The organism is Hymenobacter siberiensis (genome assembly GCF_018967865.2).
In the GTDB taxonomy this organism is placed as follows: Bacteria; Bacteroidota; Bacteroidia; order Cytophagales; family Hymenobacteraceae; genus Hymenobacter; species Hymenobacter siberiensis.
The window spans coordinates 32,740-46,438 of sequence record NZ_JAHLZY020000003.1; the positions used below are offsets into that span (position 1 = coordinate 32,740).

A 13,699-nucleotide genomic window follows, 5' to 3' on the forward strand; every position below is an offset into this window, starting at 1 on the left:
GTCCTTCTCTTTCCTGCATCGAAGCTGTTTAGAAAGTCGGTTTTTGGTTGATTTTTCGCAAAAGGATGACAACGAAGGCGAGCCAGTGCCAGGCCGGCTAGTGGTCAAAAAACATTAAATAGTCGGGTATAATCGGTTTAATTTAATGCGGGCATCAGCGGTTTTGAATTGCCAGTTGCGCGGTTTTAGGTTGGCATTTTGCTTGTTTTTCCACCGTTCGACGACCGCCTGCACGGCTTCTTTGCTCGAAAAGGAGCGGTCAAGCACTTGGCGCGTGAGGACGGAGAATTCAATTTCGGCCATATTCAGCCACGACCCGTGGACGGGGGTGTAAATGATTTCCATCCGCTGCACATAGGCCCGGGCGACTTCCGGTGGGAAGTGGGCGTAGAAGTTGCTGATTCGGTGCGTACTCAGGTTGTCCATCACCCAGCGCACTTTTTTCGCTTCCCGGGAGGTCGTGTCCATTAGCCGGGCCACAAACTGCACCCACGTGGCGGCTTTGTGGTGTCGTTCTCCACGGTCAACTCGCGCCAACCGCGCAACGGTTCGGTGGCGACGAACAACTCCACCACGCCCCGGCGCACGTATTCCGAATCGCGGTGTGGCTGCCCGTTGGAAGCAGTAAATTCTTGGTAATCGAGTAGTTGTTTAGGCGATTCGTCCAGGCACACAACGGGAAAATCCGCGTCGTAGGGCTGCTCGTACACGTCGAGCACCTGCTCCATCTGGCACACAAAGGCTGCGTTCTCTTCGGCCGGAATCACCCATTGCATGGGGCCCTGAAAAGGCTTAAGTTCGTTTTTTTTAGCAGCCGCGCCACCATTGTGGTCGAAATATGCTCGACCACCTGCAACTCCACCAGCCGGTTGGCCAGCATCCCCAACTGCCAGCGCGGGTGGTCGTCGGGGGGGGGTTGGCAGAGCAAGACCGTCAGATGGGCTTCTACCCGACCGTCTATCTTCTTGTCAGAGCGCATTTTACGTACTTTCGGCTCGAACATCTTCAGGCCTTCCTCGCAGAACTGACGGCGTACCCGTTCCACCGTGCGCGTGCAGATGCCCAGCACGGCAGCCAGTTCCAGGGCCGGGCGGCGCCCGGTCTGCTCGTCGCTGTTCAACAAAATTTGAATGTCCCGAAGTTTAGCCGAATGGGCTTTATACTTCTTCTGCCACCCCTCTAGGGTCTGGCGTTCGTCGGCGGTCAGGTAAAGGCGATAAAGGGTCATAACGAAGGACTTAGTCATCCTTAATCCGATACGACCAATTAAAGTTTTTGAACCACTAGTGCAGGTTCAGGTAGCCGTGCACGTCATTGAGCTGAAACAGGGTGAGCGTGGTCGTCATAGCATACAAGGAAAGTGGTGATGAGGGTGCCGCGTTAGCCGGCGCCCGGCCACAGCGACCGGGCAATGGCCGGCCGCTGTGGCCGGGCGGACTGGCCGCAGCTAATGGCCGGCGCGGCGTTGCCGTCCGCCACGGGCGGGCAGTACATGCGCCGCTGAATAACAAGCGCTGAAAGCACCGTAAGCCCGCCAATGGCCGCCAGGGCCGATGGCAGCCCGAAAGCATCGGCCAGCAGGCCGGTGAGCAGCGCCCCGATGGCGTAGCCCGCGTCGCGCCAGAGGCGGAAGATGCCCACGCTGCGCGCCCGCTGCGAAGCCGGCGCATACTCGGCCACCGCCGCCAGAAACGTGGGGTAGACCAGCGCCGTGCCCGCGCCGAGCAGGGCCGCCAGCAGCAGAAATACCGGGTAGGAGGAGGCAAACAGCAGGGCCAGCAACACGGCGCCCTGCAGCAGCATGCCCCAGAACAGCAGGTCCTTCTTGCAGAGTCGGTCAGCCAGCGGGCCAGTCAGAAGCTGGCCTAGGCCCCACACGGCCGGGTACACGGCGGCCACGGTGCCAATCTGCATCAGAGTGAAGCCTTTGGTGGCCAGGAGCAGCGGCAGCAGGCCCCACACCATGCCATCGTTCAGGTTATTTACCAGCCCGGCCTGGGTCACGGAGCCCAGGTTGGGGTGGCGCCAGGTGACATCCCAGAACGAGAGGTGGGGCTCCGCCGGCCCGGCCGGGGCCTGCGCCGCTTCCAGGGCTACGTGGGCGCGGGTGTCGCGCACCAGCAGGCTGCCCAGTAGGCCCAGCACTGCCAGCGCGATGCCCAGGTAGAAGGGGTAGGGGCGCAGGCCGTATTCGGTGGCCAGCCAGCCCGAGGCGAAGGCCGTGGCCGCCACGGCCAGGTAGCCGGCCGACTCGTTCAGGCCCATGGCCAGCCCGCGCTGCTTGGGGCCCACCAGGTCCATTTTCATCACCACCGTGCTCGACCAGGCCAGGCCCTGGTTCAGGCCCAGCAGCACGTTGGCAAAAATCACCCAGCCCCAGCTCGGCGCCCAAAGTAGCAGCAGCGGCACGGGCAGCCCGAAAAGCCAGCCGATGAGCAGCAGGTTTTTACGCCCCACCTTATTGGCCCAGGCCCCCGCGTAGTAGTTGGCCCCGGCCTTGGTGAGGCCGAATACCACAATGAACGCCAGAATGGCCGTGCGCGCCACCAGGTGAAACTCCTGCTCGGCCAGCCGGGGCAGAATCGTGCGCTCCAGCCCCACCATGCCGCCCACAAAGGCATTGATAATAACCAGCAGGGTGAACTGCCGGGCATTTTCGCGTAGGCCAAGCTGGATGGGCATTAGGGTGGTTGAGGAGGATTGAAATAGGGGAAGAAAACCTTATGCTGAGTTCTCTGATCCATGCTCGGCATGACGGGCTTTTTTTGCTTGATATCGGAAGCCGGCTACGGATGCACCAGCACCCAGCCCTCAGTCTGGCGGATAATCAGCTCGCCGTTGCCGGTGGGCACCACGGAAATGTAGGGCAGCATGTCATCCTTGGTCAGCTTATAGGCTTTCATCGAGTTCGCGCACTGGGACAGGATAACGCCGGCCTGTTGCAGGGCCAGCACGTCGGCCTCGTAGGGCTGGTCTTTTTTGAACACCACCGTGCCACCGCTGAACACCACTAGCTCCAACTCTAGCTTATCCTTTAGGCGCGGGTCTTTCAGGGCATTTTGCATGTTGTGCAGCGTCTGGTTGATGAGCTTGGGTTCGTTGCTATCGAGCTGATAAACGGCGCGATAATGCTTTTTGGTAGCTGGCGCGCCCTCAAATGCCGCCGCCTTGGCCGCTACGGCCGCATTGGGTGGCGTCAGGACCGGAGCCTGGGTTGGGGCGGTAGCGCCCGCAACTGGCGTAACAGCGGGTGCCGGAGGCGTAGTCTGGGCCTGCGCGGTGCCCATGGTGGCCAAGAGGGCGGCGGTGGCGAGCAGGCGGGAAAAGGAGTTCATCGGCAGGCGGTTATTGGGGTTAGAAATCATAGTTCAGTATCAGACTCAGCTGGTGCATGTCCACTTTATTTACCACGTAGCGGGTTTCGCCGTAAGTGTCGCCCAGGGAGGCCTTGTAAAGGTAGAGCAGCTGGCCCCGCAGGCCCTTGGCCCAGCCGCGAAGCGGGTAGCTGAGGGAGGCATTGAGCTGGCTATATGAAGGCACACCATACTTGTTGAGGCGAAAATCCTTCATGTCGGGCAGGTAGTAGTGGCCATAGCCGGCCTCCGCCTTCAGTCCCGGCACGGCCGGCACCGCGTAGCTGGCCAGCAGCGCGGCCGCGTCGAGGCCGCCGAAACCCTCTTCCCGCTCGCGGGGCAGAAAGGTGTAGAACGGCTCGCGGCCCCACTCGCGCGGAAACAGAAAGCGCCCCGTGCGGGTGATGCGCGTGTAGTTGGCGCTCAGGCTCCAGGGGCCGTGCTGCGCGCCCAGGCGGGCGCTCAGGGCGTGGGCCTGGCGGCCAGGGGCGCTGTAGGCCAGGCGCGGGTCGGCGTTGCCGCCGGTGCCTACCGTGCGCTGGTAGTGGTACTGCGCGCCCAGCGTGAGCTGGCCCGCACCCACGGCCCGGCTGGTTGTCAGCTCCGTGAATAAGCTGTTGAAGAGGTTGTCGGCGTAGTAGTTCCAGGCCTGCATGCGGGTGCGGGTACCCAGCTGCCGGCTGAGGCCCAGCACGCCCAGGCCGCGGCTGCTCAGGTTGCCGGTATAGAGGGCGCGCTTGCCGGTTTCATCTACACCGGTCGGGTAGAGGCCGATGGAGCCCGCCACCGAGGCCCATTCCGAGGTGGAGCGCACGGCCATGTGCGTGAGCCAGCCTGCCGTGATGCGGGTGCGGGCCAGCTCGTTCACTTCCAGCCACAGACCCTGCTCGTAGTTGGGGCTCAGGCGGCCATCCTGTGGGTTGAGCAGGGGCGTGACCAGCAGCTGTCGGCCAAAGGTGGCCACCGACTTCCGCCAGCGGTAGCGCACAAACAGCTCCTCGGGCCGGCCCGTGAGCTGGCGACGGGTGGGGTCGCTCACATCAAACAGGCCTACTTCATAGCGGCTCACCGCCCCGGTAGCCGCGTCGGGCGTGGCCAGGTCATTGGCGGCCAGGTTCACCCAGAAAAAGCCGCTGGCTCCCACCGAAAACCCGTGCAGCGGGGCCGTTTCGAATCGTGCCCCGGCACCCAGGCCGTTGGCGTAGTAGTCGGGCAGGCCGCCTTGGTTGCGCGTGGCCATGAAGTAGTTGCGCACCCGGCCGTGCCACTGCCCCCGCCCGAAGGCTTCGGCCAGCGTGCGGGCCGGCAGAGTGTCGGCCTTAGCGGTTTTGGCAGGGTTGGCGTAGGGCGCCAGTACCGGCCGGCCGGTGGTGGGCAGGGTAGGGGCGGGCTCGGCCTGCTGCGCCCGCGCGGCGAGGGGAGCCAGCAACAGAGCGGCCACGCGGAGACGTAAGAGAAAATTCATTAGCGGGAATTAGTTGCTTTTGCCGGGGTGGGCGGCCTCAATGGGCTGCCACGGTCCGAATTTGTGCTGCTGTACCGAAAACGCATCGGCGTAGGGCCCGAAGGGATGGTCCACCGGCTTCTTGCTGATGTCGGGCCAGTCGTGCATGGTTTTCAGGTGCGGGCGGGGCTGCGAGTTCACGAAAGCCGCCACGTCCCAGGCCTGCTTGTTGGTGAGCTGCGGGTGGTCGAAGGTGGCGCCGTAGGGCATGACCGCTTTCACATACTTGGCTAGGTTGGTGACCCGGAACAGGCCCGCGCCGTCGTTGTAGCTGTGCGGCCCCCACAGCGGCGGGTACTGGTAGCCGCAGCCGTCGGCCAGCGGCTGGCCCTGGCCAGTGGTTCCGTGGCAGCTCTGGCACTTGCTGGCGAACACGGCTTTGCCAATCACCGGGTCGGTAGCTCGGTCGAGGTAGGCCAGCTTGAGGAAGCCCGTGCCGTACACCTTTTTTCCTTTAGGAATGTCCTGACCCAGCCACTTAACGTAGGCCACAATGGCGCGCATCTCGCGGCTGCTGTCGGCCAGCGCCCGCCCGTTGAGGCTGCGCTCCAGGCAGTCGTTCACGCGCTTATCGATGCTCTCCACTTGGCCCGAGCGGGCGCGGAGCTTGGGGTAGGTGGCCGCCACGGCCAGGTAGTTGTTAGCGAAGCCCTGGGTACCCGCCTGCAGGTGGCAGTTCTGGCAGTTCATGCCGTTGGTGAGATGAACTACTGTGCCCTGCGGCCCCAGGTACTGCGCCGTATTAGCAATCAGCTCGCGGCCGTAGCGAATCTGGCGGCCGGCGGCCGTGCGCGGAATCAGGGCCGTATCGGGGGCCGCGGTAGCGGGGCGGTGGTAGCTGCCGGCCGGCGGCGGGCCCTGCGTGGCCTCGTCCTCTACCACCACGGGCGTGGACGCGGCCGGCGGCCCATAGAGCTTGGTGAGCACCACCACTAGAACCAGCACCACGGCCGCCGTCAGCAGCATCAGCAGGCGCACCAGGTGGGGCAGCTGTTGCACCCGTTCTTCCGAGGGTTTCATGGTCAGTTTAGTGAGGAGGATACGTTAGTAAGGCAGCTTTTCGCGCAGGGCGCTATAGGTCCAGGTGCCGGCCAGGGCCGCCACAATCATCACGGCCGCCGCGCCCACGCCGCTGCCCAGCTGGGCAAACAGGGGGCCGGGGCAGGCGCCGGTAATGGCCCAGCCCAAGCCGAAGATGAAGCCGCCAATCCAGATGCCGTGGTTGAATTTCTTGTCGGCGAGCACAATGGGCTCGCCGTCGATGCTTTTCAGTCGGTTGCGCTTGATGAGCTGAATCGAAATCATGCCCACCACGACGGCCGAGCCGATGACGCCGTACATATGGAAGGCCTGAAAGCGGAACATCTCCTGAATCCGGAACCAGCTGATGACTTCGCTTTTGGTGAGGATGATGCCGAACAAGGTGCCCAGCACCAGGTATTTAAAGTATTTCATATCGAGTAAGTGAGTTCAGTGGATGAGGTAGCAAGGGTGGGGCGCTGGGCCAGCAGGCGCACCACCTGGGCCGGGCCGGCGTGGAAGCTGCCTTCGCGCAGCACCACCGTGGCTTCGTAGTTTTCCAGCAGCGTCAGGCCGGCGAAATCGGCGGCCAGCTGGGCCGGCTCGTAGAGCAGCTCGGCCTCGCGCGGGCCGCCCGACGAGAGGCCGAGCTGCCGGGGATTGAAGGCCTCCAGCAGTAGGTGCCCGCCGGGGGCCAGGCTGGCCACGGCGGCGGTGTGCACTGCTTGCCGCCCAGTGGGCGGAAAATGGGCGTAAATCAGCCCGATGGCATCGTAGCCGGCTGGCTGCTGCCAGGCCAGGTCCATCAGGTCCTCCACGCGGTAGTCGAGGCGCACGCCATGGCTGGCGGCCAGGCGCTGGGCCTTGGCGCGGGCCTCGTCGCTAAAGTCCACGGCCGTGACCTGCCAGCCCTTGCGGGCGGCGTACACGGCGTTGCGGCCTTCGCCCTCGGCCAGTAGTAGCAGGCGGCCGGGTGGCAGCGTGTCGAGCTGTCGGCGGAAGTAGGCGTTGGGTTCGGTGCCGTAGGCATAGGCCTCGGCCTCGTAGCGGGCATCCCAGAAATCGGCGGCGTGCGTCATGGTCGGCAATTAAAACAGCTTCGGGTAAACCACCCAGGTCATCAGCAAGCCGCCGGCGAAAAAGCCGATAACGGCCACCAGCGACACCCACTGCAAATTCGAGAGGCCCGAAATGGCATGGCCCGAGGTGCAGCCCCCGGCGTAGCGCGTGCCGAAGCCCACCAGAAAGCCCCCGAATACCAGAAAGAACCAGCCTTTCCAGTTGGCTAGGTTATCAAGCGAAAACAGCTCGCGGGGGAGCAGGCCCGAAAAATCGGTGAGGTGCAGCTGGGTCTTGAGGTCGTGCACGGTTTCGGGCGAGATGCCCACCACGTCGGGGTGCCCCATCACCCGGTAGCCGATAAAGCCGCCCAGGGCCACGCCCAACACGAACACCAGGTTCCAGATTTCGGCCCGCCAGTTGTAGGTGAGAAAGGGAATGCCGGCCGGCACGCAGGCTGCGCACACATGGCGCAGCGAGGAGCTGATGCCCAGGGCCTTGTTGCCGATGAGCAGCAGGGCCGGCACAGTCAGGCCAATCAGGGGCCCGGCCACGTACCAGGGCCAGGGCTTTTGCAAAAGTTCAAGCATAAAATTCGAATTGAAATAGCGCGTCCGGCCCGGTTTGGAGCCGGACGCTGAGAAAAACAAAGGGGAGCGACTATTTAGTCGTCAGCGGCTCGGTCCAGTCGAGCACGCCGCCGAGCAGGTTGCTCACATTGGCAAAACCGGCCTGGGTGAGCTGCCCGGCCGCGCTGGCGGAGCGGGCACCGCTGCGGCAATACACGTAGGTGGGCGCTTCTTTGTCGAGGCTGGCCACGCGCTGGGCAAAGTCGGGCGCGGTGACTTCGATGTTCACCGCCCCGGGCAAATGGCCCTGGGCAAACTCTTCGGGGCGGCGCACATCCACGAGCACCGCGTCGGGCTGGCGCAGGCCCTCGGCAAACTTTGCGGGGGTGAGGTTTTGGAAAGCGGAGTCCGCAGATTTATTGAAACCAAACATAGCAGGCGAGGGGTGAGTGAAATGAAAGAAAATTGACCGTCATGCTGAGCGAAGCGGAGCGCAGTCGAAGCATCTCTACCGCGGCGCACCCTGGCTTGATGCGCCACATGCTCAGCATGACGGTCTACCGACTCGTTAGTGGGCGGCACCAGCCGTCTGGAAGGACTCCACGGCCTCGCCTAGGTCGAGCACCGTGGTGCCGGGCAGGGCCGGGGCCACAATGCTGCTGCCGGCTGCCGAGCGGTAGCCGCCGGCGCAATGCACCACCACGGGCTTGCCGGCCGGAATCTCGCCCACCCGCTCGCGCAGCTCGGGCAGGGGCAGGTTGAGGGCCCCGGCAAACAGCGGCTCCGCTTTCACCTCCGAGGCATTGCGGATGTCCACAATGGTGTAGTTCTCGGGGTGCTGGCGGAAGGCCTCTACGTCGATTTCGGGCATGGTCTCCTGGGTAGAAGACGTGCCCACCAGCGCGCCTTTAATCAGCGGCTCGTAGCCGATTTTGGCCGTTTTCTGAATCAGGTCCGTCAGCGTGGCCTCGTCGGCTGCTAGCAGGTAGAACGACTCCTGCGGCCCCACAATGGAGCCCAGCCAGGTTTCGAACTTGCCGCCCTGCTGAATGTTGATGGCCCCGGCCGCGTGGCCTTTTTTGAACTCGGCTTCGGGCCGGGTATCCACTACCACTACCCCGGCTGCCAGCGGCGCATCGGCATCCAGGCGGGGTACCTTGGCGATGCTCGGGGCGAAGTCGGGCGCGCCGGCCTTGTTCAGGTCCACGTCGTAGCCGAAGTATTTGGGAATGAAGGGCTGGTCGGCCAGCAGCTCCTTCACGAAGTCCTCCTCCGACTGAGGACGCAGGGCGTAGTTGCCGGTCTTTTCGGCCCCGATGGTGCTGCTGTTGGCCGAGTTGGTGGCCTTGCTGCAGAGCGAGCCCGCGCCGTGGGCGGGGTACACCAGCACGTCGTCGGCCAGTGTCATTAGCTTCTCGCGGGTGCTGTGGTACATCTGCTTGGCCAGCTCCTCGCGCTTGGCGGTCATGTTGCCGGCCTTTTCGCGCAGGTCGGGCCGCCCCACGTCGCCGATGAGCAGCGTGTCGCCCGTGAACACGGCCACGTCTTTGCCCTCGCGGCTGAGCACGGTGCTCACCGAATCGGGTGAGTGGCCGGGCGTATTCAGGGCTCGGAAGGTGAGCTTGCCCACCATGAACGAGTCGCCCTCGTCAAACGCCTCGTGGGCGTATTCGGCTCCCAGTAGCTTGCTGACGCGAATAACGGCGCCGGTTTGCTGCGCGATTTCCAAGTGCGATGACACGAAGTCGGCGTGGGGGTGGGTTTCGAGCACGCACACGATTTTGGCGTCGTGCTGCTTCGCGAAATCGTAGTATTGCTGCGGGTCGCGGGCGGGGTCCACCAACACGATTTCGCGGGCGCAATCACTGAGGATGGCGTAGGAATAATGGGCGAGGCCCTTGTCTTCAAATTGCTCGATTTTCATGGTATTCGATGAGAAACGGGTGAGAGAATGTTGAAAAACAGTTTGTTAAGCGTGATGAAACAGTAGCTCCTTGGTGAGAATAAACGTGCCCATGGCCAGCGTGAACCAGCCGAAAGCGGGCTTGAGCTTGGCCCCTGGAATGAAGCGGGCCAGGTAGGTGCCCAGCACGATGCCGCCGAGGGCAAAGGCCAGAAAACCAAGGATAAAGGGCCACGCAATGGGCGTGCCCGCGCTCAAATCGCCGCTGAAGCCGATGAGCGAGTTGAGGGCAATAATGGCCAGGGAGGTGCCCACGGCCAGCTTCATGGGCAGGCGTGCGCCCAGCACCAGGGCCGGAATGATGAGGAAGCCGCCCCCCGCGCCCACAAAACCCGTGAGCAGACCCACCACCAGGCCAATGCCCAGAATGAGCAGGTAGTTGAACGCGTGCTTCTGGTGCAGCTCCTCGCCCAGCACCACTTCGGCCTGCTTGCTGCGAATCATGGAAACGGCCGCGCCGACCATGAGTACCGCAAAGGCCACCAGTACTAGCAAATCCTTGGTAAAGAGGATGTTGCCCACCGTGAACAGCTCGTGCGGGATGGCCGGCATCAGCACCTTGCGCACCAAGAACACCGAGGCCAGCGAGGGAATCAGAAACACCACGGCCGTTTTCAGCGACACCAGCCCCTTGCGGAAATAGCCCCAGGCGCCCACCACCGAGGTGCTGCCTACTACAAACAGCGAATACGCCGTACTCAGCACCGGGCTCACGCCCATCAGGTACACCAGCACGGGCACCGTGAGAATGGAGCCCCCGCCGCCCATGATGCCGAGCGAGAGGCCGATAAAGATGGCGGCGAAATAACCGAGGTAGTGAAGCATGCGTGTTTTACGTATGAATTTATGAAAGGTTGTTCATGTGTTGCGGCAAAAAAAGCGCCGGTTCCTTACAAAAAGGTGCAGCCGGCCAGGCACTGAATCACGTCAATCACCTCCCGCATTTTCAGCGAGTAGTAAATGTTCTTGCCCTCGCGGGTGCTGCTCAGAATGCCCTTGAGCTTCATGCCCGAGAGGTGGTGCGAGAGCAGGCTCTGCTCCACGCTCAGCTTGTCGCTGATTTCTGTGACCGACAGGCTTTCCTGCGCGGCCAGCAGCTGCACGATGGCGATGCGCGTAGGGTGGGCCGTGGTTTTGAGAATGAAGGCCACTTTCTCCATCTTCTCGATGGAGAGGCCCATATCAATGGCAGCAGGGGAAGCGAGAAGTGTCATTTGGATTGCAAATATATGAACAACTTATCATGCGTACAATCGTAAGCCCCCAATAAGTTCACCATGTTCAATAATTTCCTTCCCGGAACCTACGCCCTCGAGGAGCTTTCGAACTATTTCAATTTTCCAACCATGAATCGAAAAACCCTCACCTCCTGGCTCCCGTTGGCCCTGTTTGCCCTCGTCATGCTTTCGCCCCTGCGGCCCATCGTGCTTGGTGGCCTGCAGCGCGGCCTGCTGGCTACCGGCCTTATGAAAGCCGACGTGCCCGTCGCGCCCGCCAACGAAATGCCGGTGGTGCTCACCGGCGGCAGCGCCTACCCCCACAACCTGCCCATGACCACCCTCGACGGCAAAGCCTTGAATCTGAGCGACCTGAAAGGCAAAGTGGTGTTCGTGAACCTCTGGGCCAGCTGGTGCCCGCCTTGCCGTGCCGAAATGCCCGGCATCGAGGCCCTCTATAAGAAGGTGGACCACTCCAAAGTGGCCTTCGTGATGCTCTCGCTCGATGATGACGTGGCCAAGGCCCAGAAGTTCGTGAAGGCCCAGGGCTACACCTTTCCCGTGTACATGCGCACCGGCGACCTGCCCGCGCCGTTCGATTCCAACTCCATCCCCTCCACCGTCATCCTTGGCCCCGATGGGCAGGTAGCGGCTCGCCACGACGGCATGGCCGAGTACGACACGCCCGAGTTCCTGGCCGCGCTGGATAAGCTGGCGAAAGGAGCAACTCGCTGAATATAAACTGACTCTGAAAGCAAAAGCGGGGCCCCCAGTTGGTGAGCCGCGCAAAAAAAAACATCATGCAGCGCATTCTGCATGACGTTTTGCTGTTCAGGCACAAGGATAATTACAGGGGCTTTCCCTGCTTGTTATCAGGCCGGTATTGCCATTGGTGGGGGCGGGACCAGCTCGTTGGGTGTGGGCTGCCCGGCTAGCCAGCAGTCCAGGCTTTCGATGGAGGTGGTGGCGATGTTAGTCAGCGCGTCGTGGGTCAGGAAGCCCTGGTGGCCGGTTATCAGCACGTTGGGGTGGGCCAGCAGCCGCACCAGCAGCGCATCCTGGAGGGGCTGCCGGGAATGGTCGTTGAAAAACAGGCCTTTTTCGTGCTCGTACACATCGAGCCCCAGGTAGCCCAGCTGGCCCGATTCCAGCACCTTAAGGGCGGCCTCCGTGTCCAGCAGCGCGCCCCGACCCGTGTTGATGAGCATAACGCCGCGCTTGGTGCGGGCCAGCTGCGCCGCGTTCATTAGGTGCCGGGTGACGGGCGTGAGCGGGGCGTGTAGGGTGATGACATCGGCCTGCGCGCACAGCTCGTTCAGCGACACGTATTCCAGGCCGTAGCGCCGGGTCAGCTCCGCATCGGGCTGGATGTCGTAGCCCAGCAATCGGCAGCCGAAGCCGTGCAGCAGGCCCGCCAACGTGCCGCCGATGGTGCCGCAGCCGATGATACCCACCGTTTTGCCGTGCAAATCGAAGCCCACGAGGTTGTCGAGCCGGAAGTCGGCGCGGCGCACCTGGGCATCGGCCTGGCGCAGGTGGCGGTTCAGGGCCAGCATGAGGGCCAGGGTGTGCTCGGCAATGGCGAAAGGGGAGTAGTGCGGCACGTTGGCCACGCGCAGGCCCAGCCGGTGGGCGGCGGGCAGGTCCACGTTGTCGTGGCCGGCGGCGCGCACCAGCAGGTAGCGCACGCCCAGCGCCCGGAGTTTTTCGAGCACTGGCGCGGAGGCATCGTCGTTTACGAATATGGCCACGGCGGTGCTGCCGGCGGCCTGGGCAGCGGTTTCCAGGGTCAGGGCCGCGTCCAGGAAATGGAAGGTGTGATGGCCCTGCGCGGCGGTGGTGAGGTAGGGGCGCTCGAAGGGGTAGGCGCTGAAAACGGTGATGGTCATGGGATTGTGTTGAAGAAAAGGATGTTGGGTACAAATTGTCGGGTGAGGAGTGGCGCGCCGGCAGCCGTGCTCAGGGAATTTCGCAAAGCGGTGGAAATACAAGAATACGCCGCGCGCGCAGCCGGCTCCTTGATAAAAGTCATTCCCGGGGCCTGACCTTGCGCATGCCGTTTGCCGCCCGCTGCCCGGTTCTTTGCCAGTGCTGTTACCTCCGCCCCAAGCACCGCCCCATGACGCCTTCCCTGTTGATTCTCACCGACTTTTTTCGGGCCGCCAACAAGGCGTTCGACTACGCCACCAACCTGGCCCGGCCGCTTGGGGCCCGGCTGGTGCTGCTGCACGTGCGCCGCGACTCCATTCTCGACCCGGAGATGTTCACCGGCGAGCTGTCCGACCTGAGCAAGCAGGCTACGGCAATGGCCCTGAGCCGGGTAACCGATGACCTGGCCGTGCCGGTAGTGACCGAAATTGGGCACGGCCGCGTGGCCTTTGCCGTAGCCGATGCCGTGAGCCGGCACCATCCGCTGCTGGTGGTGCTGGGCCGGCCCGACTATTCGGCCACGCCCGACGAGCTGGTGCAAACCACCGCGCTCGACCTGCTGCGCACGGCACTGTACCCCATGCTCATTGTGCCGCACACACTGGCCAGCAGCACCTTGCCCCGGCGTGTGCTGCTGGCCGTCGATGGGGAGGACTTCACCATCGGCCCGCACGCCGGGGTTATGCGCTACCTGTCGCGCACCTTGGGCGTGGAGCTGACGGTGCTGCACGTAGCACCTGATGCCGCCGCCGATATTTCGGAGGACGAGGTAATGGCGTCGGTGCGGCGCACCGGGCTGGGCGTTGATTTGCCGGTGCCGATGCGCTTCCGGCGCGTGGCGGCGGCCCGCCCGGCCGACGGCATTCTGCACGCTGCCCAGGCCGGCGACACAGACCTGGTGGTGCTGCTGGCGCGGCCCCGCAGCTTCTGGGGGCAGCTGTTTCACCAAAGCGTGACGGCTGAAGTACTGCTGCACAGCCCGGTGCCGGTGCTGGTGCTCCCCACCATTGCCTGACGCTGCACGTAGAAGAACTAACCCGCCAGGCCGCCAGGGCCCGGCAACGAAGCCTGGGTGATAATGAGGC

General features: G+C 63.4%; 17 protein-coding genes. 2 read left to right on the top strand and 15 right to left on the bottom strand.

Annotation, left to right across the window (positions count from 1 at the left end; all coding sequences use genetic code 11):
* Window positions 1-114: 114 nt before the first annotated feature.
* From KQ659_RS20790 to KQ659_RS20855, 14 genes are all read right to left on the bottom strand, one after another.
* Complete coding sequence (locus tag KQ659_RS20790; RefSeq protein ID WP_216690876.1) at window positions 115-468, bottom strand: transposase; 354 nt, start codon at window positions 466-468, stop codon at window positions 115-117.
* Window positions 468-776, bottom strand: coding sequence for a hypothetical protein (locus tag KQ659_RS20795; RefSeq protein ID WP_216690877.1), 309 nt, complete (start codon window positions 774-776; stop codon window positions 468-470). Before KQ659_RS20795 ends, KQ659_RS20790 begins: the two co-directional genes overlap by 1 nt.
* On the bottom strand, window positions 764-1,228 hold the full coding sequence (locus KQ659_RS20800) for a helix-turn-helix domain-containing protein (protein WP_216690878.1): 465 nt from the start codon (window positions 1,226-1,228) through the stop codon (window positions 764-766). The genes KQ659_RS20795 and KQ659_RS20800 overlap by 13 nt, the downstream gene beginning before the upstream one ends.
* Window positions 1,229-1,380: 152 nt before the next feature.
* Window positions 1,381-2,682: an MFS transporter gene (locus KQ659_RS20805; RefSeq protein ID WP_216690879.1), complete on the bottom strand. Its 1,302-nt coding sequence runs from the start codon at window positions 2,680-2,682 to the stop codon at window positions 1,381-1,383.
* Between the two features lie 104 nt (window positions 2,683-2,786).
* A complete protein-coding gene (locus KQ659_RS20810) occupies window positions 2,787-3,335 on the bottom strand; it encodes a DsrE family protein (protein ID WP_216690880.1) in 549 nt (182 codons plus the stop codon).
* Between the two features lie 19 nt (window positions 3,336-3,354).
* Window positions 3,355-4,818, bottom strand: coding sequence for an OprD family outer membrane porin (locus KQ659_RS20815; protein ID WP_216690881.1), 1,464 nt, complete (start codon window positions 4,816-4,818; stop codon window positions 3,355-3,357).
* Between the two features lie 9 nt (window positions 4,819-4,827).
* Window positions 4,828-5,877 (bottom strand): c-type cytochrome, encoded by a 1,050-nt coding sequence (locus KQ659_RS20820; protein ID WP_216690882.1) that lies wholly within the window; start codon window positions 5,875-5,877, stop codon window positions 4,828-4,830.
* Window positions 5,878-5,901: 24 nt separating this feature from the next.
* Window positions 5,902-6,312 carry a DUF6691 family protein gene (locus KQ659_RS20825; protein WP_216690883.1) on the bottom strand — a complete coding sequence of 137 codons (411 nt, stop codon included), beginning with the start codon at window positions 6,310-6,312 and terminating at the stop codon, window positions 5,902-5,904.
* The gene (locus KQ659_RS20830) at window positions 6,309-6,956 is read right to left on the bottom strand and encodes a class I SAM-dependent methyltransferase (protein ID WP_216690884.1); all 648 of its coding nucleotides are present in this window, start codon (window positions 6,954-6,956) and stop codon (window positions 6,309-6,311) included. The genes KQ659_RS20825 and KQ659_RS20830 overlap by 4 nt, the downstream gene beginning before the upstream one ends.
* 9 nt (window positions 6,957-6,965) lie before the next feature.
* Window positions 6,966-7,526 (bottom strand): YeeE/YedE family protein, encoded by a 561-nt coding sequence (locus KQ659_RS20835; RefSeq protein WP_216690885.1) that lies wholly within the window; start codon window positions 7,524-7,526, stop codon window positions 6,966-6,968.
* 70 nt (window positions 7,527-7,596) lie between these two features.
* Window positions 7,597-7,938: a rhodanese-like domain-containing protein gene (locus KQ659_RS20840; protein ID WP_216690886.1), complete on the bottom strand. Its 342-nt coding sequence runs from the start codon at window positions 7,936-7,938 to the stop codon at window positions 7,597-7,599.
* A 135-nt stretch (window positions 7,939-8,073) separates the two neighbouring features.
* Window positions 8,074-9,429, bottom strand: a complete 1,356-nt coding sequence (locus tag KQ659_RS20845) for an MBL fold metallo-hydrolase (RefSeq protein WP_216690887.1) — start codon at window positions 9,427-9,429, stop codon at window positions 8,074-8,076.
* A gap of 45 nt (window positions 9,430-9,474) precedes the next feature.
* Complete coding sequence (locus KQ659_RS20850; protein WP_216690888.1) at window positions 9,475-10,293, bottom strand: sulfite exporter TauE/SafE family protein; 819 nt, start codon at window positions 10,291-10,293, stop codon at window positions 9,475-9,477.
* A 65-nt stretch (window positions 10,294-10,358) separates the two neighbouring features.
* Window positions 10,359-10,682, bottom strand: coding sequence for an ArsR/SmtB family transcription factor (locus KQ659_RS20855; protein ID WP_226915991.1), 324 nt, complete (start codon window positions 10,680-10,682; stop codon window positions 10,359-10,361).
* 132 nt (window positions 10,683-10,814) lie between these two features.
* Here KQ659_RS20855 and KQ659_RS20860 point away from each other — a divergent pair, with 132 nt between their 5' ends.
* A complete protein-coding gene (locus KQ659_RS20860) occupies window positions 10,815-11,420 on the top strand; it encodes a TlpA family protein disulfide reductase (RefSeq protein ID WP_216690889.1) in 606 nt (201 codons plus the stop codon).
* 137 nt (window positions 11,421-11,557) lie between these two features.
* On the opposite strand, the gene KQ659_RS20865 is transcribed toward KQ659_RS20860, so the two are convergent.
* Window positions 11,558-12,574, bottom strand: a complete 1,017-nt coding sequence (locus KQ659_RS20865) for a 2-hydroxyacid dehydrogenase (protein ID WP_216690890.1) — start codon at window positions 12,572-12,574, stop codon at window positions 11,558-11,560.
* A gap of 230 nt (window positions 12,575-12,804) precedes the next feature.
* Here KQ659_RS20865 and KQ659_RS20870 point away from each other — a divergent pair, with 230 nt between their 5' ends.
* Window positions 12,805-13,629: a universal stress protein gene (locus KQ659_RS20870; protein WP_216690891.1), complete on the top strand. Its 825-nt coding sequence runs from the start codon at window positions 12,805-12,807 to the stop codon at window positions 13,627-13,629.
* The last annotated feature ends 70 nt before the right edge of the window (window positions 13,630-13,699 follow it).

What these genes read in the sequence shown, in the direction of transcription:
- KQ659_RS20790 (WP_216690876.1), bottom strand. Translation starts at nt 468, where the DNA reads ATGGACACGACCTCCCGGGAAGCGAAAAAAGTGCGCTGGGTGATGGAC.
- KQ659_RS20795 (WP_216690877.1), bottom strand. Translation starts at nt 776, where the DNA reads ATGCAATGGGTGATTCCGGCCGAAGAGAACGCAGCCTTTGTGTGCCAG.
- KQ659_RS20800 (WP_216690878.1), bottom strand. Translation starts at nt 1,228, where the DNA reads ATGACCCTTTATCGCCTTTACCTGACCGCCGACGAACGCCAGACCCTA.
- KQ659_RS20805 (WP_216690879.1), bottom strand. Translation starts at nt 2,682, where the DNA reads ATGCCCATCCAGCTTGGCCTACGCGAAAATGCCCGGCAGTTCACCCTG.
- KQ659_RS20810 (WP_216690880.1), bottom strand. Translation starts at nt 3,335, where the DNA reads ATGAACTCCTTTTCCCGCCTGCTCGCCACCGCCGCCCTCTTGGCCACC.
- KQ659_RS20815 (WP_216690881.1), bottom strand. Translation starts at nt 4,818, where the DNA reads ATGAATTTTCTCTTACGTCTCCGCGTGGCCGCTCTGTTGCTGGCTCCC.
- KQ659_RS20820 (WP_216690882.1), bottom strand. Translation starts at nt 5,877, where the DNA reads ATGAAACCCTCGGAAGAACGGGTGCAACAGCTGCCCCACCTGGTGCGC.
- KQ659_RS20825 (WP_216690883.1), bottom strand. Translation starts at nt 6,312, where the DNA reads ATGAAATACTTTAAATACCTGGTGCTGGGCACCTTGTTCGGCATCATC.
- KQ659_RS20830 (WP_216690884.1), bottom strand. Translation starts at nt 6,956, where the DNA reads ATGACGCACGCCGCCGATTTCTGGGATGCCCGCTACGAGGCCGAGGCC.
- KQ659_RS20835 (WP_216690885.1), bottom strand. Translation starts at nt 7,526, where the DNA reads ATGCTTGAACTTTTGCAAAAGCCCTGGCCCTGGTACGTGGCCGGGCCC.
- KQ659_RS20840 (WP_216690886.1), bottom strand. Translation starts at nt 7,938, where the DNA reads ATGTTTGGTTTCAATAAATCTGCGGACTCCGCTTTCCAAAACCTCACC.
- KQ659_RS20845 (WP_216690887.1), bottom strand. Translation starts at nt 9,429, where the DNA reads ATGAAAATCGAGCAATTTGAAGACAAGGGCCTCGCCCATTATTCCTAC.
- KQ659_RS20850 (WP_216690888.1), bottom strand. Translation starts at nt 10,293, where the DNA reads ATGCTTCACTACCTCGGTTATTTCGCCGCCATCTTTATCGGCCTCTCG.
- KQ659_RS20855 (WP_226915991.1), bottom strand. Translation starts at nt 10,682, where the DNA reads ATGACACTTCTCGCTTCCCCTGCTGCCATTGATATGGGCCTCTCCATC.
- KQ659_RS20860 (WP_216690889.1), top strand. Translation starts at nt 10,815, where the DNA reads ATGAATCGAAAAACCCTCACCTCCTGGCTCCCGTTGGCCCTGTTTGCC.
- KQ659_RS20865 (WP_216690890.1), bottom strand. Translation starts at nt 12,574, where the DNA reads ATGACCATCACCGTTTTCAGCGCCTACCCCTTCGAGCGCCCCTACCTC.
- KQ659_RS20870 (WP_216690891.1), top strand. Translation starts at nt 12,805, where the DNA reads ATGACGCCTTCCCTGTTGATTCTCACCGACTTTTTTCGGGCCGCCAAC.